At 57.9% G+C, this 19,998-nt stretch carries 16 protein-coding genes and 2 pseudogenes; 12 read left to right on the forward strand and 6 right to left on the reverse strand.

What is annotated here, in order from left to right:
* Positions 1–78 precede the first annotated feature (78 nt).
* Both chrA and ACA044_RS12225 read right to left on the reverse strand, forming a co-directional pair.
* Positions 79–1,446 carry a chromate efflux transporter gene (chrA, locus tag ACA044_RS12220; RefSeq protein ID WP_497446563.1) on the reverse strand — a complete coding sequence of 456 codons (1,368 nt, stop codon included), beginning with the start codon at positions 1,444–1,446 and terminating at the stop codon, positions 79–81.
* Positions 1,447–1,481: 35 nt separating this feature from the next.
* A complete protein-coding gene (locus tag ACA044_RS12225; RefSeq protein WP_497446564.1) occupies positions 1,482–2,333 on the reverse strand; it encodes a CAP domain-containing protein in 852 nt (283 codons plus the stop codon).
* 250 nt (positions 2,334–2,583) lie between these two features.
* Between ACA044_RS12225 and ACA044_RS12230 the strand changes: the two genes are divergently transcribed.
* The 7 genes and pseudogenes from ACA044_RS12230 to ACA044_RS12260 all read left to right on the forward strand — a co-directional run bounded on the left by ACA044_RS12230 (position 2,584) and on the right by ACA044_RS12260 (position 10,612).
* Positions 2,584–3,204 (forward strand): cell wall hydrolase, encoded by a 621-nt coding sequence (locus tag ACA044_RS12230; protein ID WP_497446565.1) that lies wholly within the window; start codon positions 2,584–2,586, stop codon positions 3,202–3,204.
* Positions 3,205–3,515: 311 nt separating this feature from the next.
* Positions 3,516–5,417 carry a potassium transporter Kup gene (locus tag ACA044_RS12235; protein WP_497446566.1) on the forward strand — a complete coding sequence of 634 codons (1,902 nt, stop codon included), beginning with the start codon at positions 3,516–3,518 and terminating at the stop codon, positions 5,415–5,417.
* Positions 5,418–5,750: 333 nt separating this feature from the next.
* Positions 5,751–7,232 carry a tyrosinase family protein gene (locus ACA044_RS12240; protein ID WP_497446567.1) on the forward strand — a complete coding sequence of 494 codons (1,482 nt, stop codon included), beginning with the start codon at positions 5,751–5,753 and terminating at the stop codon, positions 7,230–7,232.
* A 10-nt stretch (positions 7,233–7,242) separates the two neighbouring features.
* Positions 7,243–8,019, forward strand: a complete 777-nt coding sequence (locus ACA044_RS12245) for a copper chaperone (RefSeq protein ID WP_497446568.1) — start codon at positions 7,243–7,245, stop codon at positions 8,017–8,019.
* Between the two features lie 28 nt (positions 8,020–8,047).
* The gene (locus ACA044_RS12250; protein WP_497446569.1) at positions 8,048–10,003 is read left to right on the forward strand and encodes a hypothetical protein; all 1,956 of its coding nucleotides are present in this window, start codon (positions 8,048–8,050) and stop codon (positions 10,001–10,003) included.
* 152 nt (positions 10,004–10,155) lie between these two features.
* Positions 10,156–10,392: pseudogene (locus ACA044_RS12255) on the forward strand (phosphotyrosine protein phosphatase); the annotation flags it as partial.
* A gap of 58 nt (positions 10,393–10,450) precedes the next feature.
* Positions 10,451–10,612 (forward strand): DUF2986 domain-containing protein, encoded by a 162-nt coding sequence (locus ACA044_RS12260; RefSeq protein WP_497446570.1) that lies wholly within the window; start codon positions 10,451–10,453, stop codon positions 10,610–10,612.
* Between the two features lie 225 nt (positions 10,613–10,837).
* Here ACA044_RS12260 and ACA044_RS12265 read toward each other — a convergent pair whose 3' ends face one another.
* Positions 10,838–11,638, reverse strand: a complete 801-nt coding sequence (locus ACA044_RS12265) for a GNAT family N-acetyltransferase (RefSeq protein WP_497446571.1) — start codon at positions 11,636–11,638, stop codon at positions 10,838–10,840.
* Between the two features lie 373 nt (positions 11,639–12,011).
* Between ACA044_RS12265 and ACA044_RS12270 the strand changes: the two genes are divergently transcribed.
* The 5 genes and pseudogenes from ACA044_RS12270 (at position 12,012) to ACA044_RS12290 (ending at position 17,485) form a co-directional block, all read left to right on the forward strand.
* Positions 12,012–12,530 (forward strand): isochorismatase family protein, encoded by a 519-nt coding sequence (locus ACA044_RS12270; RefSeq protein ID WP_497446572.1) that lies wholly within the window; start codon positions 12,012–12,014, stop codon positions 12,528–12,530.
* Between the two features lie 344 nt (positions 12,531–12,874).
* Positions 12,875–13,895 (forward strand): annotated as a pseudogene (locus ACA044_RS12275) (alpha/beta fold hydrolase).
* A 317-nt stretch (positions 13,896–14,212) separates the two neighbouring features.
* Entirely contained in the window at positions 14,213–14,968 is a 756-nt protein-coding gene (locus ACA044_RS12280) for a substrate-binding periplasmic protein (RefSeq protein WP_497446573.1), read from the forward strand.
* Between the two features lie 758 nt (positions 14,969–15,726).
* A complete protein-coding gene (locus tag ACA044_RS12285; RefSeq protein WP_497446574.1) occupies positions 15,727–16,341 on the forward strand; it encodes an alpha/beta fold hydrolase in 615 nt (204 codons plus the stop codon).
* 598 nt (positions 16,342–16,939) lie between these two features.
* A complete protein-coding gene (locus tag ACA044_RS12290) occupies positions 16,940–17,485 on the forward strand; it encodes a DUF2867 domain-containing protein (RefSeq protein WP_140893114.1) in 546 nt (181 codons plus the stop codon).
* A gap of 348 nt (positions 17,486–17,833) precedes the next feature.
* Here ACA044_RS12290 and ACA044_RS12295 read toward each other — a convergent pair whose 3' ends face one another.
* The 3 genes from ACA044_RS12295 to ACA044_RS12305 are packed head-to-tail and all read right to left on the reverse strand — an operon-like array spanning position 17,834 to position 19,962.
* On the reverse strand, positions 17,834–18,793 hold the full coding sequence (locus ACA044_RS12295) for an ornithine cyclodeaminase family protein (RefSeq protein WP_497446575.1): 960 nt from the start codon (positions 18,791–18,793) through the stop codon (positions 17,834–17,836).
* Positions 18,790–19,653, reverse strand: a complete 864-nt coding sequence (locus ACA044_RS12300; protein ID WP_497446576.1) for a PhzF family phenazine biosynthesis protein — start codon at positions 19,651–19,653, stop codon at positions 18,790–18,792. The genes ACA044_RS12295 and ACA044_RS12300 overlap by 4 nt, the downstream gene beginning before the upstream one ends.
* Positions 19,654–19,662: 9 nt before the next feature.
* Positions 19,663–19,962, reverse strand: coding sequence for an ArsR/SmtB family transcription factor (locus ACA044_RS12305; RefSeq protein WP_497446577.1), 300 nt, complete (start codon positions 19,960–19,962; stop codon positions 19,663–19,665).
* Positions 19,963–19,998: the final 36 nt, after the last annotated feature.

A 19,998-nucleotide genomic window follows, 5' to 3' on the forward strand; every position in this document is an offset into this window, starting at 1 on the left:
CCTTGGCTGTTGCAATGGAAGATAAAAGGAGCAGGCATAATATGAATCGCATCTGAAGACTCTGATGTGAGTTTGAGGTCAGGTCAAAGAGCGCAGCAGATGCACCGCCAGCCCGATCAGCCCGCACCCCATCAGCACCTCGATCACGCCCCGCTTGAAGCGGAACAAGGCAATGGCCGCTGCAATGGCGATCAGCGCCGACGGCCAGTCGAGTTGGCCGCCAAAGCCGTTGGGCCAGAGCACGTGGTAGCCAAAGAAACACGCCAGATTGAGAATCACGCCGACCACCGCGGCAGTAATCGCGGTCAGCGGTGCGGTGAGCCTGAGTTCGTTGTGCGTCGACTCCACCAGCGGGCCGCCGGCGAGGATGAACAGGAACGATGGCAGGAAGGTGAACCAGGTCACCAGCGTGGCAGCGAGGGCGCCGGCCAGGAACACATGATCGGGACCGAACATCGGGTGAACATAGGCACCGATAAAACCGACAAAGGCCACCACCATGATCAGCGGCCCGGGGGTGGTTTCGCCGAGCGCCAGGCCATCGATCATCTGCGTGGGTGTCAACCAGCCATAGTGGCCGACAGCGCCCTGATACACATAAGGCAGCACGGCATACGCGCCGCCGAACGTCAGCAGTGCCGCTTTGGTAAAGAACCAGCCCATTTGGGTCAGGGTGCCGTCCCAGCCGAACAGTACGGTGAGAGTCCCCATCGGCAACACCCACAAGACAGCGCCCACCAACAACAGGCGCAGCAATCTGAAACTGCTGAAACGGGCGTGTTCGGGAGTCGGGGTGTCGTCGTCGATCAAGGCCGGGCCGAAGGATTTTTTTGCCGCGCTGTGGCCCCCGGTGCGGAACCTTTCAGGCGCCAGACGTCCGCCGATGTAACCAATGATCGCGGCGCCCAGCACAATCAAAGGGAAGGGCACATTGAACACGAAGATGGCCGTGAATGACGCCGCCGCGATCCCCCACAGCCAGTTGTTCTTCAGTGCCCGTGAGCCGATCCGGTGGGCCGCCTGCACCACAATGGCGGTCACGGCCGGCTTGATCCCATAAAAAAGTCCGGCCACCACCGGCACTTCGCCAAAGGCGATGTACACCCACGACAACACGATCAGGATGAACAACGACGGCAGCACAAAGAGCGCGCCGGCAATCAGGCCGCCCCATGTGCGGTGCATCAGCCAACCGATGTAGGTCGCCAGTTGCTGAGCCTCCGGCCCGGGCAGCAACATGCAGTAGTTGAGGGCGTGCAGAAAACGCCGTTCCGAGATCCAACGCCGGCGTTCCACCAACTCCTGGTGCATGATCGAGATCTGTCCGGCCGGCCCGCCGAAACTGATGAACCCGAGCTTCAGCCAGAACAGGAAGGCTTCCCGCAGGCTAATTGCTTCAGGCTTCGACAGATCCTGTTCGACGGTCGAAGAGGGCGCTTTATTCAAATGGATGTTCCTTATTCAAATGACGGTTCAGGCTTTCACGGTGTACCAAACATCGCCGTCCAGTAGATGCCCGCATCACTCTTCGGGTCCACCGCATAGGCCGCACCCAGTTCGCGAAATTGCGGGTTCATCAGGTTGGCGCAATGGCCCGGGCTGGCCAGCCAGCCATCGACCACCTTGCGTACCGTGTCTTGCCCGGCGGCGATGTTCTCACCGACCTGCTGACCGGCGTAACCCTCCAGTTCAGCCCGATCACCCGGTGTGCGGCCATCGCGGTCCTTGTGATCGAAAAAGTTATGGTTGGCCATGGCCCGGCTATGGGTCTCGGCCGCGGTCCCCAGCGTGGCGTTCCAGGCCAGCGGCGTTGTGGCGGCAAAGGCTTGGCTGCCGCACTGGCGCGCCTGCTTGCGGGCGCTATTCATCGCTTCAAGCAATTTCTGTCCCTCCGCCTGCCAGTCACCCAAACGCCCGGTCAACAGCGGACGCGCCAGCACGATGCGCCACTCACGGCCATCCCGACTGACGCCGATGTCGACGAACTGCGGGTCCAGCACCACTTGGCAGAAGCTCTCCTGAATCGCCTTCATGGCCGACGGCGCATCACGGGGGCCGGACAAGCTGATCGCTTGCACATTGACCATCGGATAAGCCGCGCGGGCCAGCGCCTGCTGCAGGTCACCGATGCTGTTGGCGGACAGGGCCAGACGCGGATCGCTCGCCAGCGGCGGCAACTCCGAAGACGCCTGGCCGCCGCAGCGCTGCGCCTGGCTACGGTAAACGTTGATCGACTCGACCAGCTGCGGTTCCTCGGCCGCCGATGCGGCGACGCTGAACACGACCCCGAATGACAACACGGCAAGATGCAAAACGGATGACAGGCTGCGCATGAAAATCTCCCTTTAGCGGACTAGGGGGGCGTTCTCAATTAGTTTCCCTGCCGCGGCGGGGAAACTAATTGAGAACGCCCCCTTTACCCATGATGCGCGATTTCACCCCTCCCGATGCAATGCCTTTTCGCATTGAAATACATCTTCTGTCAGGCGGCTGGAATCACTGGCGGCGACTACAATCAAGCCAAGTCAGCGCTGCAACATCGACGTTTCATTGCCCAAGCCAGTTTCATCGGATGGATCGATCATGCGATTTAAATGGGTAGTCACCTGCTTTGCAATCATCCTTCTGTGCGGGCAGGTATTGGCGACTGACCAGGAGCAAAAACAGGAAGTAGCTGAAGACAAGGCGCAGGTTCTGGAAGAGAAAGCCGCCGAGAAGGACAGCGAACTTCCGGTGCCCAAGTCCGAGGTCATCACCCCCTCCGAAGTGCAGGCGGTCGATCCGGCAGGCGCAGCCCCTCTGGACGATGCAATCACCTGCCTTGCACGCAGCATCTATTGGGAATCCAAAGGTGTGGCCGGTGCGGACATGGAAGCCGTCGCTAGCGTGGTCATGAACCGGCTTGGCCATGAGGGTTTTCCCGATACGGTGTGCGCCGTGGTCAAGCAAGGTTCTGAAACGGGCGCCTGCCAGTTTTCGTGGTGGTGCGACGGGCGTGCGGATCAGGTAAAGGAAGACGACGAATATGCCCTCGCCAAGGAAATCGCGCGCAAGGCGCTCAACAAACAACTCACGGACCGCTCCCATGGTGCTTTGTATTTCCACGACAGAACGGTGAAGCCCGCTTGGGCGAAGAAATACACCAGGACGGCCAAGACCCGGAAGTTTCTGTTCTATAAACCTCGTGGTGGGACGGCGAAGTAGGTGCGAGTCGCTGGCGGAGCGTGCTATCGGTAGAATTTTACGGTTTTTTTACGGTGGATATTCTTCCCCGCAACGATACTGGCCGCGTTTTTTTGATCGTCGATAGGCCTACAATTCTTCCTGATGCCAGTCAGTTAAGGTGCGAAACCTGTGGGAGCGGGCTTGCTCGCGAAAGCGGAGTGTCAGGCGACATCAATGTTGACTGTGCCACCGTCTTCGCGAGCAAGTCGGATCGCCGCACCGCCGCTCCCACATGGATTTCGCTTAACTGACTGGCATTGCAATCCTTCCTCCTTATCGAGAAGCGACCCGTGAGCGAAACAGCAATCCCTGCCCATGAAGAATCCCACTCCAAAACCTCGGGAGTGGGTTTGCTCGTCGCTGCAGTCGGCGTGGTTTATGGGGATATTGGCACCAGCCCTCTTTACACCCTCAAGGAAGTGTTCGCCGGTCACTACGGAGTCCAGGCCAATCACGACGGTGTACTGGGTATTCTGTCGTTGATTTTCTGGTCCCTGATCTGGGTCGTCTCGATCAAGTACGTGTTGTTTATCCTTCGCGCCGACAACCAGGGCGAGGGGGGTATCATGGCCTTGACGGCACTGGCGCGTCGGGCCGCGGCGCCGTATCCCAAAATGAGCAGGGTGCTGGTATTGCTTGGCCTGTTTGGCGCGGCACTTTTTTACGGGGACAGCATGATCACCCCGGCCATCTCGGTGCTCTCTGCGGTTGAAGGGCTACAGCTTGCGTTTGATGGCATCGAACATTGGGTCGTTCCGCTGTCCGTGGTCGTCCTGGTAGCCCTTTTCCTGATACAGAAACACGGCACGGCTCGTATCGGCATCCTGTTCGGCCCGGTCATGGTGCTGTGGTTTGTGGTGCTGGGTGCACTCGGTATTTACGGCATCTTGCAACGGCCGGAAGTTCTGCAAGCGCTGAATCCTGCGTGGGCGGTGCAATTTTTCGTGGTTCATCCGGGCATTGGCATCGCCATTCTGGGCGCCGTCGTGTTGGCATTGACCGGTGCTGAAGCACTGTATGCCGACATGGGCCATTTTGGTCGCAAACCCATTGCTCGTGCCTGGTTCATCCTGGTGCTCCCCGGCCTGCTACTCAACTACTTTGGCCAAGGCGCGCTGATCCTCGGAAATCCTGAAGCGGTACGTAATCCGTTCTATCTATTGGCACCGGCCTGGGCGCTGCTGCCGATGGTCGCGCTCTCGACACTGGCCACCATCATCGCCTCCCAAGCGGTGATTTCCGGGGCGTTCTCACTGACTCGCCAAGCCATTCAGCTGGGTTATGTGCCGCGTATGTTTATCCAGCACACCTCCAGTCAGGAGCAGGGGCAGATTTACATTGGCATGGTGAACTGGGCGCTGATGGTCGGCGTCGTGTTGCTCGTCATCGGCTTTGAATCGTCCAGTGCGCTGGCGGCGGCTTATGGCGTGGCGGTGACGGGGACCATGCTGATCACCACCATTCTGTCCTCGGCCGTCGTCTTGCTGCTGTGGAAAACACCTCGTTGGCTGGCCATTCCGATGCTCTTGGGTTTTCTCTTGGTGGACAGCCTGTACTTTGCCGCCAACGCACCGAAGATCTTCCAGGGCGGTGCGTTCCCGGTGATTGCGGGTATTGGCCTGTTCATTTTGATGACCACCTGGAAACGCGGCCGGAAGATCATTGTCGAGAGACTGGACGAAACCTCGCTGCCTCTGCCGTTGTTCATCAGCAGCATCCGCTCGCAACCTCCTCATCGTGTACAGGGTACCGCGGTATTTCTGACGGCCAGGGCTGATGCTGTTCCTCATGCTCTTTTGCATAACCTGTTGCATAACCAGGTGCTGCACGAGCAGGTGGTGTTGCTCACCGTGGTGTCTGAAGACAGCCCGCGTGTGGCTGCGGATCGGCGGTTCGAGGTCGAGGCTTATGGTGAAGGGTTCTTTCGAGTGAGTCTGCACTTCGGTTTTATCGAGGAGCCCGACGTACCGCTGGCGCTGAGCCTATGCCATTTGAACGAGCTGGATTTCAGCCCGATGCGCACCACTTACTTCCTCAGCCGGGAGACGGTTATCCCGACCAAACGCATCGGCATGGCCCGGTGGCGCGAAAGCCTGTTCGCGTTTTTGCTGAAGAACGCCAACAGCAACCTCAAGTACTTCAAGTTACCGCTCAATCGCGTGATAGAGCTGGGCACGCAGGTTGAGATGTAGACGGCCACAGTCAGTCAAACGCCCATCCATGTGGGAGCGGGCTTGCTCGCGAAAGCGGTGTATCAGACAACATTAATGTCGACTGACACTCCCTCTTCGCGAGCAAGCCCGCTCCCACAGAAATATCATGTGAATTCACGATGACATTTTTGCCGAGCTTCTATACTGAATCTCGCAGAGGCGCGCATCCCCCAATTCAGCGGGCCTCATGAGGGCAGTTCCACTGTTGACATAGCTGCACCGTTAACATGAAGTCGCGAACTGCAATGGATTGCAATCGGTGTGACGACACAGTCGCCACGCCCGCGAAATGCTGCAAGGGAGGGTGCGTTCATGGACGCGGTTCGACAAGATGTCGCGACACTTGGCTCCGGATGGAACAAAGTCTTGCTCAACTATGCGCTGGCAATGCGCGAGCTGGACAAGCTACCCATAACCGATCGCAACAGTTGGAAGTTCCTGGGCGCCATCCACGGGTTCGATCGGCAACTGTGGATTGACGAGAACGTCCTGGGTGAGGACGACCCGGTTCCGCAGGATCTGACCAACAATACATACGGCAGTCAGTGCCAGCACAGCAGCTGGTACTTCCTTTCCTGGCATCGCGGTTATGTGTTTGCATTCGAGGCGATCGTCGCCGCAAAAGTGAAGGAACTGACCGGCGAAGATTGGGCGCTTCCGTACTGGAACTACCTCAACAGCGGCAACCCGGATGCGCGGCGTGTTCCGGATGCTTTCCTGGAGGAAACCTTACCCGACGGCACCCCGAACCCTCTCAGCAAATATCCCCGTCGAGAGGGGCTGACCGCCCTGCGGCCAGGCCCACGTGATGGGTTCAGCCTCGCCGCGATGGAGGAGAACGATTTCCAGGTCGGCAATGATGGAAGCATCGGATTCGGCGGCGGAGTCACCGGTGATTTCGTTCAGTTCGCCCGCTGGACCGGCGATCTGGAGAGCAACCCGCACAATACGGTCCATCGTCTGATCGGCGGCGACCGGGGATTCATGGCCGATCCGTACCTCGCGGGCCTGGACCCGATCTTCTGGTTGCACCATTGCAACATCGATCGGCTCTGGGAAGCGTGGATGAACACGCCGGGCAAGACGATGGTTCACGATCCACGCTGGCTCAACGGCCCGGCTGACCGTACCTTCATCATGCCGGTGCCCGGCGGCGCGGCCCCAGGAATGAAGTTCTCCGGCCGCGACACACTGAAAGATGGCAAATTGCACCGTCGCTATGCCGACTTGCGTATCGGCACCGGTGTAACACCTGGAGCAGAGGCTGTGGCACGGGTCAAAATGGGTTCGCCGGATCAACAAAGCATCGAGCCCATCGGTGCCAATGCATCGGTCGTCAGGGTTGGTGGGGTGCCGGTGCGCACGCAGGTCAACCTCGACCAGCAAGCCACCACCGCCGGCATCGCCGCGATGGGTGCGATGGAGCCGGGCAAGGAGGTGACCCGGCTTTACCTCGCGCTTGAATCGGTGCGCGGCTCCGCGCCTTCTCCTCTGCTGGAGGTGTACGTCAATCTGCCGGAAGGCGTCGATCCACACCTTCACCCCGAGTGTCATGCCGGCAGCCTGACGCTGTTCGGACTGAACGTCGCCTCGCGACCAGACGGCGGCCACGGCGGCAACGGGCTTGGCTATACGATCGACATTACCGACCTGGCCCAGCTGCTGACGGATGCTGGCGACTTCGATCCGAACCATCTGCGTGTGACCCTCGTCCCGGGCGAGCAGATATCGGAAGCCAAGCCTGTGACAGTGGACCGAATCAGCGTTCTCAAGCGAAGTGGCGTCGTGAGTTGAGTACGGCCTCATGCAGCCAGGTTCGGTATTGCGCAGCTTCACCCAGGCACCCTGGCCGTTGCTTTTCGCGACGGCCGGATTGGGTCTGGCCCTTTGCGTTTACAACACGGGGCACGCTGCGCATCCCACCTTCTGCAGCTCTGTGGAGGGGCTGTCTCTCGTCACGCTCTGGCCCGCCGCGCTGGAGGCGGAGTTCGCCCTCAATCCACTGCACCGCATCCTGGCAGACTGGGCCCTGATGCTTGTCGCGATGATGCCGCCCCTGCTGGCGATGCCGCTCATGCATGTCTGGCGCTCCAGCCTGCCACGCAGACGCCTGCGAGCGTCAGTCGGGTTCTTGCTCGGTTACTGTGCGCTATGGATGGCAACCGGACCGATCCTGACAGTCCTCGCACTGTTGCTGCAGCTCACCGTCGCAGAGGCAGCCCTTTCCGGTGCATTGCTCATGGCGACGCTGTGGAGTGCCAGTCCGTGGCACCGCGCGGCGCTCAATCGTGGCCACCGGATGCGGCGGATCGGTCTCTTCGGCTGGGCTGCCGACAGGGATTGTCTGATCTTCGGCGTGACGCATGGCGTCTGGTGCATTGCTTCGTGCTGGGCGTGGATGCTGGTGCCACTGCTTGGCGGGGCGTGGCACATTCCGATCATGCTGTTTGCAGGCGCAATGATGCTGGCTGAACGCCTGGCCCCGGCCGATCGGCCGCGCTGGCGCTGGCCGGCGATTTTCCCCCGACTTGATCTCGGCTCTATCCTTCCTGCGCGCAAGGTGGCGCGCTCGCATGACTAGGCGGGCCTGTCTGGCGATCGGGGTCAGCATGCTAACCCCGACCCCAAACCAGGCGTTACGCTTCGCGTACCTGGACGGAGCCGTGCTCGCCGCCCGTTCAATTGGCAACTGGGCGCTCAGTTCGGGCTTCGGCGCCAGCAACGTAAGAATCGTCGACGACGGCGACTCAGGCGACAATCCAGTCACACGTGAGCGAGTGCAGCAAGCGGTCGATGAGCTGTTTCCGGCGGGAGCCGAGGTGGTCGAGCAACTGATCCTGGCGTTTTGTGGTCATGGCCTCACCAATGGGGATTTCGGCTCTATCTTGTGGCTGTTCAGCGATTCCCTGCGCTCGAAGTACTGTGTTGGTGCCGACCGGTTCTACGAGGAGTTGTTGCTGCACGGCGTCCAGCGCATCACTCTGATTACCGATGCGTGTCGCGAAGCGCCGCGGAATATTGAGCTGATGCGCCTTGATGCCGTGCGCGGGATCGTCGTGCAGGGCACGAAAGTTGACAGCCCCAGGTTTGATCACCTGGCCTCCTGCCAGGACGGACAACTCGGTTATATGGTGTCTGAGCCGATGTCCGGTGCTCCGGGCAAGTGTGTGTTTTCTGGCGTGATCGCTGATGCGCTCTGGGGCATCGAACCTGCCGCCATCGTCGATGGCGTGATGACCACTGCGACATTCGGTGCGTGCGTGCGATCGCGCACAACCGAGCGCGCGAAAGAGTATCGCCTGAAGCTCAACCCGCAGTGCCAGGTCGATGCGGAACCGGCCGTGCTCTACAACACCGCAAGTCCGCTGAAGGGCCCCGCCGGACTTCAGCCTTGGCCGCCTGCGGGAGGTGCCGCCGTCATGGGCGCGGTTGCGGCGGTTGGCGCACCGGATTCCGCCGAGCAAACTCTTGAGCGGGTGCACACCGACCTGGACTTCCGGCAGCGGATGCTCGGCAGCAATTTTGGGCTCAAGCGGCATGATCTGGTGGTTCCAGCCGACCACTTCATCACGATACCCGACGGCAGTAAGGAGCTGCTGCAGGATTTGGTTGAGCTGCGGCACCAAACCACTCGCACGCCTGGAAAGCAGAAAAAGGTAAAGGCGCTGGTTCAGCGGCTGGAGGCTGATGCGGCCGCTGATGTGCGCCAGTCTGCGGCAGGGGAGGTTCGACGCAGGCTGGAACAGATCAACAACCCCGGTGAGGCGAACTTGATCGTCTGGGGCGATCAAGCGAGGCTCTTTTCCCGGGATCCGATCGAGCGACTAGGCCCAACATCCGCGTTCGAGAGCTTGCGCGTCAAGAGCGATCCGCAGGGGATGCCAGTATTGGTCGAGTTGGCCGATGGGACATTTACACCGGTTGTTCCGTACCAGGACCTGTACGCCGTCGTAGCACCCAGCACCGCCGGGGACGTTTTTCAGGCCTATGGGATGCGCAACTCTCCCGAGCGCTATCGATGGATGCTCAGTGCAATCGACGATTTCGCGGCCGGCCGGCTCCGAGCCGACAGCATTGATCGGCTCGCCGCAGACCTACGGCACGAAAAGCATGCGGACCCCATGCTGGGTGTGATCTGTGCCTATCTGTATCGTGCCGTTGCCGACTACGACAGCATCCGTCGCATGGCTTATTTTTATGTTGCCCATGGCCAGCCGGTGCCCTTTGACATCGCGCTACTCGGGGCGATGCAGGTGACCGTCGAGGTGAATGGCGCTCCGCGGTTGCACGTGCCGGCCGTAAAGGCGCGCGAACCCCAACCGGATGCGCCGGCTCTCCCTGGCTACGTCATGCAAGCGACGCCGGCCGTGCAGGCCTGGATCGGTGGGCGATGCCCGTGGCTGGGACTGGGTTGGGACTATGTCAACGACCCGCGCCCGGAATGGGCCGCGCTCGTCGAAGGACTGGCCGATCATGCCCGGACGGTTCGTCGCAGCGGATCCACGGTGTTGCCGAACAAGGCTGCATACAGGCTTGCAAAAGCCTGGAATCTGCAACCACGGTGAGCCGGCTATGGTGAACTTCCTTAGGCCGTATACGTCGCATTTTTAACTTTGGCTTCCGGTCAGAAGCGGGCGCTGCTGGTATCGGGAACTCAACAACCTAGCCACTGCCCCCGATCCACGCTTACCATACTCCCACTCGTATTACCGCGGCTGCCCGCTCGGCGGGCACCAGCCCGAACGCACGCAGACCCATCAGCCCAGCGGATATCCGCTGGGCCGATGTCATCTTTGTCATGGAACGCAAACACCTGAATCGCCTGCAGGCCGAGTACGCCCGTCTGCTTGAACACAAGCGGATTCACTCTCTGGATATTCCCGACGACTTTCGCTACATGGACCCTGGGCTGGTGGACATGCTCGAAGACGCAGTGAAGCCCTATCTCACTACCCAGGCTTCGTGCGCAAACCTCTGCCATCCTTCAAGAACTGACAAGCCGAGTAGAAAATATGAATCGTCGTAAAAAAATAAAGCAGTTATTAAAGGCTCACGCAAAAAAGGCCAGTGCCAAATTGGCACCGCCAAGTAAGTCTAAATACATTAGTAAAGCTGACCGATTGAAACTAGCTGCTGAACCCAGTCCAGACTCAATCATTTCCCCTGAGAGCTGATCTATGAATCTTAAACATGGGCCAGGTATTCCGATGGCACGTACCGCGAGAACGTGGCCTGACAATGCACTCAACGTCGCTCTCTTCGGTTGCTGGACGCTGTGCGATAAAGCCGCGTAACACCGACTAGTTCTATGTTAGCCAATGCCTGCAATGGGTTGAATGCAACCCTTCGCGACGGGCCGCAATCGGCCGAAAACGGACGATCGTGTTCAACCGTTTATCTTAGTTATCTGCGAGGCGGTACAGTGCTTGGGCATGAGATATCGTCAACCCGGCACGTTGCAGATTTCGGCGACTTTGGGAGCTGGCCAGTGCGGTCGCGGCGATCAAGTGGTAGCCATGCTTCTTCGCTTGCTCAATTCGATGAGATATCAGTGCTCCATGGTAGCCAAGGCCCCGGGCATCCTTTCGGGTGGCAGTCGTTCCAAGGTAGGCAATGCCATTACTGGCAAAATACATTGAGGCTCCTGCCACGACTTTCCCATCAGCTTTCAGGACGCAGATTTTCAGACGTCCGCTCGACGTCTGCTCTGCGAAGGATGCTTGATTCAGTAATCGGTACTCTGGTTTGGTATGAAAACCGCCCGCATGCACATCTGCGAACTGAGCAAGAGTTTTTGACGTGACTTCCTCGATTTCGAATGAGTGGCGACTCAAGACCACATTCTCGATGGCACACGCGAATTGCAAGTGAGTCCAGCCCCTCAAACGCTCAAGCTGCGCTTCGCCCACAAGTGAGTACTGCCCCAACGCGGAAGGTTTCCCGATAAGGGGAGTTACGGCCGAATGTTCCGCTGAATCTTTGAGCAACTTCAACACTGCCTGGGGATCACGGGCGCTGTCGCCGTAGATGCGGTTGAACATTGGGCTAGGTGATGCGTTCACCTGAAAACACGGAAAGTCTCCGTTGGAAAAAACACGTGCGCCATAAGGATTTCCGCTTACCCCTGCCAAGTTCTGAACACGCGAACGCAAATACTCGCTTTCTGCGGCCTCAATCTGATGTGCCAGTTCAACATCCATGTAAGTCGTCCTTTTTTGAAGATTTCCAAGGGAGGTAAAACGCATCGAACAATACGCTTGCGTCCAAGTACGTACCAGTAGCTGGCTCTGCTTCACCGTCAGCTTTGGGTTGTGGATTCAACCGGTCGATGCAACACAAGAAGTAGCTGTCGTCGCGCAGGTCACATCCCCTTGCCAAGCAGATACCGTACAGATACTGTCAGCTTTATGAATCAGCCACGCATTGCCTCGACCACCACTACCACGACCGCCCGAGGCGGGTCGTAAGAGGTGTCGTGAGCCAATAACGCACGAACTTCAAAGGCCCGCCAGTGATGGATAGGGCCTTTTCTTTTGCCCTTGTGTCGCTGGTCCAAACGCAAGGAAAAGCACTATGTATGCACTGTTGATTCTCGATATGCAGGTTGGATTGTTTCATGGCCCAGATAAACCATGGGCTGGCGAAGCGCTGCTGAACACTTTGAATAGCCTGTTGAGCAAAGCCCGGAGGGCAGGCGCGCCAATTTTTCTTGCTCGCCACGTAGGTCCGCCTGGCTCGCCTATCGAATCTGGAAGCCCGTTGACGCAACTGGTGCAGGAACTGTTGCTACAAGGCGACGAAGTGATCTTCGAAAAAAGCCGACCTAACGCTTTCGCCATGACTGACCTGGCCGATCGGCTAAAAGCTTGTGGAGCTCAAGGCGTGGTTATTACTGGAATGAAGACCCAGTATTGCGTCGACAGCACCTGCCGCGCCGCACGAGATCTTGGATTCGATGCAGTGCTGATCGCCGATGGTCATACCTGCACCGACACCCCTGCGTTGAAGGCCGAAAATATCGTCGCTCATCACAATGCAACCCTGGCGGGCCCATTCTGTTGTGTCGTTCACGCTGAGAACTGGCATTTCTAACCGGCATTGATAGATCGGCTCAAGATTGGGTCGATCTGTCCGCTTTGGGTTGAATCCACAGTCGAAAGGCCCAGGAGCAGACGTTAGAGGTCGGTAAATGTCTCTGTCCCCAATCCTGACCCAAATTCCGCCACCCTGTACAAGCTGCCTAGGGGCCTTCATCCCGCAGCGATCCTGCTTCTGCGCTGTGTATCACAGTGCGTCTGACTAGCCTCTTGATACATGGCTTATCACCTGGCCTGCGATTCGACACAGGCCAGATACGTCGACGCGTTCAAATGCAGGCAAGGTTTAAAGGGGATCAGCCAGAACCCCTGGCCAACGGCTTGCAACGGAGACATCACATGAAGATGACACTGCAGAGCAAAACCGGCAAAACTCGCCGCCGTCTGGTTGGCTCGTCGATCCTCGCATTTACCCTGTTCAGCGAACCGCGATCAGTGCCGGCGCCACTCATGCAACACCTTCTCCATTCGGCCCGCTGAAGCATGTCAACGCCGGACTGCTGAACGTGGCATACGCCGAACAGGCCCGGCTGATGGGCCGGTGGTGATTCTTCTACACGGCTGGCCGTACGACATTCACAGCTATGACGAGGTCGCACCCTTGCTTGCCGCGAAGGGCTATCGAGTGCTGATGCCGTATGCGCGTGGCTATGGCGATACGCATTTTTTGTCCGATAAAACCGTTCGCAATGGCCAACCGGCTGCGCTGGCCAGTGACGTCATCGACTTTATGGATGCGCTGAAGATCAAGCAAGCCGTGCTCGGTGGTTATGATTGGGGTGCGCGTTCGGCCGACATCGTCTCGGCGCTGTGGCCAGAGCGGGTCAAGGCGCTGGTCTCGGTGAGCGGCTATCTGATCGGTAATCAGGCGGCTGGCAAGAATTCGCTGCCACCCAAGGCTGAGTTGCAGTGGTGGTATCAGTTTTACTTCGCCACCGATCGCGGTCGCGCCGGGTATGAAAAAAATACCCACGACTTCGCCAAGTTGATCTGGCAACTTGCTTCGCCGAAATGGGCATTCGATGACGCCACTTTCGACCGCAGCGCCAAGGCTCTGGATAACCCCGACCATGTCGACATCACCGTGTTCAACTACCGCTGGCGCCTGGGTCTGGTCCAAGGCGAGACCCAATACGAGGCTCTCGAGCAGAAACTGGCCACGGCGCCTTCCATTAGCGTGCCGACCATCACCCTTGAAGGCGATGCCAACGGCGCACCGCATCCTGCCCCCGAGGATTACGCCAAGCGCTTCACCGGTAAATACGAGTTCCGGCTGATCAGCGGCGGCATCGGTCACAACCTGCCGCAGGAAGATCCGCAGGCGTTCGCCAAAGCTGTGATTGATGCGGATCACCTTTGAGGCTAATCCAACATCCGTGCACTTCCCTGAACAAACAACCTTCACAACAGGGGCTCGTTTTATTGAACGAGCCGTTTTTCTGCAATCAGCCCAGGCTGTGTTAAAACGCAGGCACCGTCTTGAAGTCTGCGTTGCTACGTAAAAATCTGTCGGTGTTGGTTCGCAAGCCAGGCTCCAAGTTTGTCGCAGATCGCGGCGTTATCAATCTTGCCCCCTACGGGACTGCACCAGCCGATAGAAACGTGTCTGGGTCTATGCTTATCTTGCCTTTTAATCAGGTCCACCGATGAACACCGGGCAGTCCACCAGGAGAACACGTGAAACATTCGACACCTGCTGCAGCGCTACTCTGTCTATTGCTCGGCACTGTTGTCAGTGTTGTCAGGGCCGAGCAGTATCAGGTCGTTACCGAAGAGTGGGCACCGTACAACTACCAGGAGAACAATCAGCTCACTGGCATGACCACGGAGATCGTTCGGGCCATCATGGCGCTGACCGGGGATGACTTTAAGGTGCTACTGCAACCCAGTATGCGAACCACCCAGGCATTGAGGACCCGGCGCAAGACCATCATGTACTCCCTGTTCCGCACGGCGGAGCGCGAGCCGTTGTACAAGTGGGTCGGACCGATCGTGGAAGAGTCCATTCATCCCTATCAGTTGGCCAATGCGCCGCCGGTGAACTCCCTGGAGCAACTGTTGCGCGCCCCGCAGATCACCACGCGACATGCCGGCCTGGTGCCCGAGATGCTGCAGTCACTGGGCTTCAACAACCTGGACAGAAGTGCAACCGAGAGCCGGCAGCTCTACCGCATGTTGCTCGCCGGACGCACCGGCATCATCATCGGCGACACCGATGCGGGGGTGGCTTACTACAGCCGCCAGTTGAACATCGCCCCCGGCACGCTGCGACAGATTCCCATCGAGCTTTACCGTTCATCGCTGTACATTGCCTTCAGCCTCGACTGTGAAGACGAACTGGTAGCCGCGTGGGCCAGCGCCCTGGAGCAGCTGCGCCACTCTGGCGAGTTGGAGCGCATCCAGCATCGGTACGAGCAACCCATCGGGCAATAAAAGCGCGGAACCGGCGAAAGCCCGCCCCGCATTACTTCACACCGTGTGTTTTGCTCAGGTGATCGCTTTCAGAAATCGGTGGGTGCTGAAGTCAGCTAAAAATACGGGGCTGTTTCAGATCATCCATAGCAAGCCAATCGGGGGAAAAACCAGGGATTTCTTCTGGTCGCTACTGGCAGGCTTGGGTTGTGGATTCAACCGGTGGACGCAACAGATTGGTTAAATCGTTCAGCGGGCGTTTTCGCGTCAGTATCATTCGACACAAGGCTGGTCAAACCTGCATTACGTGAACAAAGGGGAACAAGTGAGCGAGTACATACTGTTGATGCATCAGGATGCCTCCAACTTGGAGGCTGCATATGACCCAGACCAGTGGGCTCGATATATCACCTAGCTACGCAGCACCGGTAAATTCGATGGCGGTAGCTCGATTGGTCAGGGGGAGCGCCTACGGAAAGGTCAATTGAGTCAGCCTAGTGATACTCACCTCAGTGGATTCATTCGAATCCGTGCAGCCAATCTCGATGAGGCTAAGGAGTTGCTTGCTGGCAATCCAGTTTATGAGGCTGGCGGTACAGTGGAGATTCGAGAGCTGCCCCACACCTAACGGCAAGACTCAAATATCATGACGGGCCGCTTTGGGTTGCGAGCGGCCTTTCACTACCGGCGGCTCTCGTTCCGAAGTGGTCATCGAACCTTGCGGCATCCATTTTGCCCTCCTGCTGACTCTTTCAATCCCACCTTCAAGGACCGAACCTGTGATCGCATCCCCCGCCAAACTTCTCTTCCTGCCCGGAGCCTCAGGTAACACCCGGTTTTGGCATCCGGTTGCTGAGCGCCTGGCCCACCCGGCGCAGCAGGTTCATATCGGCTGGCCCGGCTTTGGAGACACTCCACCCTTGCCTGGCGTGACCGGCATGGATGATCTGGTGACTCGCGTGCTGGCCGAGATCGACCGGCCCACAGCGCTGGTTGCGCAGTCCATGGGCGGTATAGTCGCTGTGCTTGCAGCGCTTGAACGCCCTGAGCTGATCACGCACCTGACGCTGACCGTTACCTCTGGCGGGGTGGATATGTCTGCTCTGGGCGCGCATGACTGGCGCCCGGATTTTGCTGCCGCCAACCCGACACTACCGAGTTGGTTTCTCGACGACCGCACCGACCTCACGCTCCGGTTGGTCGAGTTGCGCATGCCAGTCCTGCTCCTCTGGGGAGATTCTGATCTGATCAGCCCCGTTCGCGTCGGCCAGCGCCTTGCTCAACTGTTACCCCGCGCGGAACTACACGTTTTCCCTGGCGCCGATCACAGTCTGGGCTTTACTCACGCAGCCGAGGTGGCGAGGTTGATCGAGAGACATCTGGCCTGCTGGTGAGCGGAACACTTGTTGCCACCGCGTCGGGCTGATTGTGCGGCCCCGTGCGTTTCAAGACCTCTCGGATAGCGGACAGACAACCGGAGGCATATCGCTCCTAACCTCGCCGGATACTCTGCGCAAACCGCGTAGAGATGAGAAAAAATTAAAGCGTAGTCAAAAGTATACGAACCAACATTGAGTCTATGACATGTGATTTCGCACCTCGTTGACCACCTGCTACGGGGCGTTTTCTGCCGACTTTGACAGACAGAAAACGGCCAAAAGCAGCCGGCGAGTACCAACAAGAATCGGAGATCATTGGGGCGTTCGGTTGCGTCTACTAAGCCAGGGGCTATTCAATGCTACGCTTCCTGTGATTCGTACTTGAACCCTCATCTAGGGCCAAAAAATGACAGCACTGAGGTTCTTTTTCGTGAAGTACAGATATCGCCTCAAGTCGTCGCTCGATAGCGAGTCCTGGTCCGAAGGCACAAGGCCGATTCGGGCGGATAGCCAAGAAGATGCCAATTACAGTGCTAGTCAAATGCTCCCGCAGGAGATGCCAGATCATGTGGTTGAAATTTTAGACCTCAGAAACGAACCATAGGCCGCATACATGTCAACCGAACACCATCACGCAACATCTGTGTCGCTTCCTCCGGAGTCGGCGATTGCTAAAGCCTACGCATCGATGAATCTCGCCGACGCTTACTCGATCGAGCTTCCCACCGGAGCGTCAACCAATCCCGAATTGTTGGCGAGGTTCATCTTCGCTCACCAAGCGCCTTGGGTCAGCAGCCTCTTGACGGTTCGAGACGCGCTCGTAGCCGGTTTCGGCCTCAAGACAGCTAAGCATCTCGCATCACTGGATGCGGAGAGCGGAGCGGGCCGACTCGGCATCTTTAAGATCTACAGCACAAGTCCAACTGAAGTTGTTCTTGGAGAAGACGACAAGCACCTGGACTTCAGGCTCTCTGTTCTGTGTTCCGGTCAGTCGTCGCCGGGAGCTAAACGTCACTTGACTCTGTCGACCGTTGTTCATTGCCACAATCGCTTAGGTCGTCTCTATATTTTTCTCATTGCCCCGTTTCATCGCTTAGTCGTTCAGTCCAATCTTCGTAGTGCGGCACGGATCGGCTGGCCGTCGGCGACGGAGGCGTAAGCCAAAGTCCAAATCATCATGCGCGGCCAACTGAGGTCTAACCCTTCCCTCAACCCGGACCGCAACCGAAGACTGCCGCTGCGCGGCATAGGTTGCGGCCTGTTAGCTCGGCGTTGAACGACAGCTTCCGGGAAGCATGACCGACGGCAAAGGGTCGTTCTCTGCCAATCGTCATTACGGCGTGTGCTGGTCAAGTCGAATGCAAACGACTGGTAAGTGGCAATGCAATTACGCACCAAGATAAACTAGACAGGCATTTGACAGAGTTACCGGGCCTCCTCCGACCTTAAGCATGCAGCCATGCCGAATTGAAAAAACGCAGCCGGAGGACATACCAGCATTGGTGCTTTAGCTGGACAGGTTTTCGAGCACATATTCGGCCGCGGCCAAGTCCTGGGCACCAATTCCCACGAGTTTTGCCACTGTGATATCTGCACTCTTCGTGCGTCCAATTTTGTGCCCAACCAACACCTCACCTATTTCCCCTGCCACGCTCTCAGGGCGGTATTGTCCTTGTTGAATTGCGCGTAAAACATCTCCGTTCGAAACCGTCGTCTCGACCGAGTCTACGAAGACCCGAGCACGTTGCAATACCACGGCGTCTAACTCGCACTTGGTCGGATCGTCTGCGCCAACGGCTGTTATGTGCTGCCCTTCGCGTAACCATTCTCCTCGTACCAGTGGTTCCCTTGAGAGCGTCGCAGTGATGAGCACATCGGTGCTGCGAACCGTTTGTTCGAGGTCACTGGTGACACGGATTTCGACATTGGGCAGCCTCTCAATCAGGCGGGTTTTCAGAGAGTTGGCTTTGTCCTCGTTACGTGCCCAGATCAACAGAGTCTCGAATGGGCGCTCGCGATAAAGAGCTTGCGGTTGCCAATATGCCTGCACACCCGAACCGAGCACGGCCGCTGTTTTGATTCTGGTTGGCGCGAACGCTCGAGCAGCTAACGCACCCGCTGCGGCGGTGCGTATGTCCGAGAGGTAATGTTCTTCATTGAGCAATGCAAGCGTATGCCCCGTGTCTGCGTCGAACACTCCAATAAATCCCCCCTGGGGCTGGCCGCGTTCGAGGTTGACCTTAAACCAGGGTGAAACCTTGACGATGTACACGCGATGTCCGCGTAAGGTTCCGGTTTTGATGACAACATCACCCAAATCTGGTGTGGCTGCGGGGAACATTACGATCAAGCCGTTCTCGGCCTGCTTAGCGCTAGACTCCTGAAAGGCTCGGGAAACAGGTTCGATTAAGTCCTCAAATTTCACCAGTGCCCGAAGTTCATCGGCGTTTATTATGCGGACACTCATGGCAGCACCTCCAGCGTGCCACGCCCAACGAAGGAGACGTCCCCACCTACCTTAACCGTAGTGACCGCAAGGCTGCTGCCTTCAGGCTGCACACGAAGCACACTAGGGCGCCCAGTGAAGCGCCCCTGATGAAGCATGAATACTTCACCCGGGTTCGCCAATCCATGCTTCAAACGGTACGCACCGATAACGCCTGCGGCGCTGCCGGTGGCGACGTCCTCCATAATCCCGTCATTGTTCCAGTGGCGCACTTCGAGCGCCGTCTCGTCGAGCAGTACCGCAAATTGCGCGCCTAGGTCTAATAGCAGTTCGGTAATGTCCGCCACGATACGCGCACGTTCAAGTACGTCGGCTTGAACTGGCACAACCAGGTAGCGAAGGCCCGTACTGACCACCTCTATCGGCAGGTCGGCACGTAAATCGCTGAGTTTCAGGTTAAACGCTTGAGCGATTGCATCGCGGTCACAGACCGAGCCGAGGAATTCAGGCGCTCCCTGATCGAGCAAGCCGTAGTAGCCGCAATCGGTACGCTCGGTGGTAACGCTGACGGTTTTGCTTGGCAAAATCACCTGCCAGGTTTGGCGCACGGTTTTCTTTGTTGAATCGTAAAGCGTTGCCGCTGCCCCGATGATCGGATGGCCCGCAAAAGGTAGCTCCCCGAACAAATCATAGACTCGAGCGCGAACTGTCTGAGGGTGTTCGGTCTGCTCAAGAAAAATCGCTTCGAAGTGCCGTAGTTCCTGCGTAATGCGTAGCATCTGCTCGGAGCTCAAACCTCGAGCATTGGGGAAAACCGCAAGGCTGTTCCCGCTGTATGGAGTGGAGCTGAAAACATCAACGTGAATGAATTCAATGGTCATGGTAATCCTTCACAGTTCTTTAAGGTCTTGGGAGAATTGCGTGATAGCAACCTCATTACGTCGGTAAAACACCCAGCCTTTTTTACGTGTCGCAATAAGCAACTGAGCATCGGTTAGAAGCGTCAGATGACGCGAAGCAGTGGCAGCGGCAACGCCGAGTTTCTCGCGGATGAAATCGGCGCAGACGCCGTCAGTCTCAAAGTCGCCATCCACTTGCGGCGGGAAATGCGTAGCGGGCTCTTTGAGCCATTCGAGAACACGAAGACGTGGCTCGCTGGCCAATGCCTTAAGCACAAAAAGATAATTCATCACAATCAAGCCTTTAGCTATTTCGCATAAAAGCTA

The organism is Pseudomonas sp. LBUM1673, from assembly GCF_059695645.1.

What these genes read in the sequence shown, in the direction of transcription:
- ACA044_RS12225 (WP_497446564.1), bottom strand. Translation starts at nt 2,333, where the DNA reads ATGCGCAGCCTGTCATCCGTTTTGCATCTTGCCGTGTTGTCATTCGGG.
- ACA044_RS12230 (WP_497446565.1), top strand. Translation starts at nt 2,584, where the DNA reads ATGCGATTTAAATGGGTAGTCACCTGCTTTGCAATCATCCTTCTGTGC.
- ACA044_RS12240 (WP_497446567.1), top strand. Translation starts at nt 5,751, where the DNA reads ATGGACGCGGTTCGACAAGATGTCGCGACACTTGGCTCCGGATGGAAC.
- ACA044_RS12245 (WP_497446568.1), top strand. Translation starts at nt 7,243, where the DNA reads ATGCAGCCAGGTTCGGTATTGCGCAGCTTCACCCAGGCACCCTGGCCG.
- ACA044_RS12250 (WP_497446569.1), top strand. Translation starts at nt 8,048, where the DNA reads ATGCTAACCCCGACCCCAAACCAGGCGTTACGCTTCGCGTACCTGGAC.
- ACA044_RS12260 (WP_497446570.1), top strand. Translation starts at nt 10,451, where the DNA reads ATGAATCGTCGTAAAAAAATAAAGCAGTTATTAAAGGCTCACGCAAAA.
- ACA044_RS12265 (WP_497446571.1), bottom strand. Translation starts at nt 11,638, where the DNA reads ATGGATGTTGAACTGGCACATCAGATTGAGGCCGCAGAAAGCGAGTAT.
- ACA044_RS12270 (WP_497446572.1), top strand. Translation starts at nt 12,012, where the DNA reads ATGTATGCACTGTTGATTCTCGATATGCAGGTTGGATTGTTTCATGGC.
- ACA044_RS12290 (WP_140893114.1), top strand. Translation starts at nt 16,940, where the DNA reads ATGTCAACCGAACACCATCACGCAACATCTGTGTCGCTTCCTCCGGAG.
- ACA044_RS12295 (WP_497446575.1), bottom strand. Translation starts at nt 18,793, where the DNA reads ATGAGTGTCCGCATAATAAACGCCGATGAACTTCGGGCACTGGTGAAA.
- ACA044_RS12300 (WP_497446576.1), bottom strand. Translation starts at nt 19,653, where the DNA reads ATGACCATTGAATTCATTCACGTTGATGTTTTCAGCTCCACTCCATAC.
- ACA044_RS12305 (WP_497446577.1), bottom strand. Translation starts at nt 19,962, where the DNA reads ATGAATTATCTTTTTGTGCTTAAGGCATTGGCCAGCGAGCCACGTCTT.